The sequence below is a fragment of the Roseibium sp. RKSG952 genome (assembly GCF_009711355.1).
Genome location: NZ_SMMF01000632.1, coordinates 1 through 2,864 on the forward strand (window position 1 = coordinate 1; position 2,864 = coordinate 2,864).

At 55.6% G+C, this 2,864-nt stretch carries 3 protein-coding genes and 6 tRNA genes; all 9 read left to right on the top strand.

The window, feature by feature from the left end; all coding sequences use genetic code 11:
- Positions 1–174: 174 nt before the first annotated feature.
- Positions 175–567: a hypothetical protein gene (locus tag E1297_RS50165; protein WP_244327614.1), complete on the top strand. Its 393-nt coding sequence runs from the start codon at positions 175–177 to the stop codon at positions 565–567.
- Between the two features lie 97 nt (positions 568–664).
- Positions 665–754 (top strand) — tRNA-Ser (locus tag E1297_RS03060).
- Between the two features lie 74 nt (positions 755–828).
- Positions 829–902 (top strand) — tRNA-Gln (locus E1297_RS03065).
- A 5-nt stretch (positions 903–907) separates the two neighbouring features.
- Positions 908–1,001: transfer RNA gene (locus E1297_RS03070), tRNA-Ser, on the top strand.
- Between the two features lie 4 nt (positions 1,002–1,005).
- Positions 1,006–1,100, top strand: a tRNA-Ser gene (locus E1297_RS03075).
- Between the two features lie 34 nt (positions 1,101–1,134).
- Positions 1,135–1,224: transfer RNA gene (locus E1297_RS03080), tRNA-Ser, on the top strand.
- Between the two features lie 96 nt (positions 1,225–1,320).
- Positions 1,321–1,397 (top strand) — tRNA-Gln (locus E1297_RS03085).
- A gap of 131 nt (positions 1,398–1,528) precedes the next feature.
- Entirely contained in the window at positions 1,529–1,792 is a 264-nt protein-coding gene (locus E1297_RS03090) for a hypothetical protein (protein ID WP_196223167.1), read from the top strand.
- A 177-nt stretch (positions 1,793–1,969) separates the two neighbouring features.
- Positions 1,970–2,728: a MucR family transcriptional regulator gene (locus E1297_RS03095; protein WP_196223168.1), complete on the top strand. Its 759-nt coding sequence runs from the start codon at positions 1,970–1,972 to the stop codon at positions 2,726–2,728.
- The last annotated feature ends 136 nt before the right edge of the window (positions 2,729–2,864 follow it).

A 2,864-nucleotide genomic window follows, 5' to 3' on the forward strand; every position in this document is an offset into this window, starting at 1 on the left:
CACAGATGCGGCTGGAGTTGAAGAGACTGTCGCGCAGCAAGGATCGCGGCGATGCCAATCGATCACGTGCGCTGCTTTTGACGCTAGAGAGCCGGACTGCCGGGCGCATTGCGCGCACCAACGCCGCTGTTTGAGGGCCCGCCAGCGGACCGAAAGAACTGGACCCTGGGGCACTTGGCCCATGAAATCGAACGCAAGGAGGACCTCAAGATCAGCCGGCCGCAGCTGTCCAAGGCGCTCAAGTCCGATTTCGGAAAGACAAGTCCCGGAAACGAGTCCGACGTAGCCAGTGCCAATCATCGTAATGCGCAAATGACGCTCCATTGGAAAGTGAGAATTGAGTCCCGCAAGAACAGTGACTTCTTCTACGAATCCTGCCTTTTCGAAAATTTTTTCGAAAAAAAAGGATTGACGCGCAGCTGCGGAGCCGGTTATCAAATTGACAGTCGACATGGGGATATGCCCGAACCGTCGGCAATCGGAGTTACAGATGTTCATTGTCGTTTCCAGCTCGCAAAGTCAACAATCCCGATCATCCGACCAGGGAACGGCTTCGCGCGGGCATGAGGAGACGCTGGTATAAGAATCTGATCTTGTACATCGTAACCCAACCGAACCCGCCGCCGAGGCGGGTTTGTTCGTTTCAGCGGCACAATTGAAGACTGGAAGCGTGGCTGAGAGGCTTAAGGCAGCGGCTTGCTAAGCCGTCGGGCCCTCCGGGGTCCCGTGGGTTCGAATCCCACCGCTTCCGCCAAGCCTATCGAAGGGGTGATGTGCGAATGGGAAACGGTTGAAGAGAAATTAACGCCTGAAGGCGGAACGAAATCATCTCCGTTCGTTTAACGGCAGGACACCCGACTCTGAATCGGAAAATCGAGGTTCGAATCCTCGACGGAGAGCCAAAATTGGATGCGTGGCCGAGCGGTCGAAGGCGCTGTCTTGGAAAGGCAGAGGGCCTCCGAAAAGGGGTCCCGCGGGTTCGAATCCCGCCGCATCCGCCAATTTGGAAGCGTGGCCGAGCGGTCAAAGGCGGCGGTTTTGAAAACCGTTGGGCCTCTGATAAGGGGGTCCCGTGGGTTCGAATCCCACCGCTTCCGCCAGCTTTCCGGGAGCTGAATTTCCCGGTGCTGAAATGGAAGGATGGCAGAGCCTGGCTTATTGCACCCGCTTCGAAAGCGGGCGACCCGCAAGGGTTCGGGGGTTCGAATCCCTCTCCTTCCGCCAAGCCGTCAAGAACGAGAGCGAGGATGAAATGGACACTGGAAGCGTAGTTTAATCGCTCTCGCGGGAAGCGGGGACGATCCTTTATAGAACAGGTTATGCCGGGTGGCCAAAGTAGGTAAGGCAGCAGACTTTGAATCTGAAGAGTGGGGGTTCGAGGCCCTCCCCGGCAACCAATCATTTTCAGTGGGCGACGCGACGTCGGCTCCGTCGAGGACCCGGCGCGGGTTTTCGAGCGACACGTCCAACTGAACGTTCCGACGTAACCAACCGTTAATGTGGCGATCCTATCCATAAGGATTCAATGATGTTGCAATCCGACGAGAACCCGGCGGGCACCTATCCGGGAATGGCGGCCGTCCTCCTGGACGCATCCATCGACGACGTCGACTTCTCCGTGGTCTCACCGATGGACGTCGCCGATGACAACGTTCGATCCTTCATGGAGGCGGCGCTTAGCTGGCGAGATCACGGTCGCCGGGACGACGAAACCTTCACGAAGGCATTGAATACCCTAGAAACGATGACGGCTCGCATGGCGTCCGAAAGATCCAGTCTAAAAAATCGTTGACAAGACCTTGCGACTAAGTATGATGAGTGCCGTCGGTTCCGCCGAGACCGAGGCGCTCTCCACCCGAACGGGCATGCTAAACGGCGGACATCAAAGCCAATGAATTCCAGTTCGCGGCGAAGGGAAGCGGAGAGCAACCGAAAGACTCATCGTCATGTCGCGGCCAAGGAGTTTGTCATGGCCAATATCACACTCACCGCAACCGCGGTGAAGGCTCTCGCGAAGCGCATCAAGAGCATCTCTCCGGAACTCAAGCACACCGCGATCATAAACGAGATCGCTTCAGCTTTCGGCTGGAAGGGCGACGCCCTGATGCACGCGTTGAAGACCGAGGACGACGGCGGAAAGTCCGAAAAGACCAAAGCTGCCCAGTTCCTCGAATTCAAGAATTGGATCGACGCTCGGATCCCAGCCGGAAAAGACAAAGAAGACGACGTATTCGACGACGAACTTGTCAGTATCTGGCATCGGATAAATTTGTACGTATCTCGAAAAAGACTTCTGGAGGGAGGCCCGGACGAACGACTTGAGAACTGGGTAATTGATGACGGAGCAATCGTAAAACTGTTGCCTGTCGAGGTGAAAAATAAAATCAAGACTGACCTCGATGACCTCAAGAAACGTCTGAAGACACTGGGTCCTGTCGACGAAAACAGGATCAAGGATTTTCTGGGAAAGAAACGAGCTTGCGAGCTGCAACCTGAAGACAGCATCGAAAGGAATGCCATAATTTGCCTTCTGGACGGCGAGCGAAAAAAAATGCTTAGAGGGCACCTCGAGATGAAATTCGGCTTGTCTGCCGAAGCGTATCGGGAGTTGTTTCAGCTCCCCGAGGATTATCCGATGATCGCAGTCGGATACGCCGCCGAAAAACGGTTCGTGGCAACTGTTGAGAGCCACGTCCGGAATAAGGCATCTAACGACGCTTCTCAGTGACGACGCCTAGAGAGTTTCTCTCGAAGAAGCCGTTCGTCATGTCGTGAAAAGCAATCTCGTCGTAATTCGCGTATGCGGACAGGAACGCGGTCGTGAGCGCTCGCAGCGCCTCGACCCGTTTTTGGTTCTTCTGGCC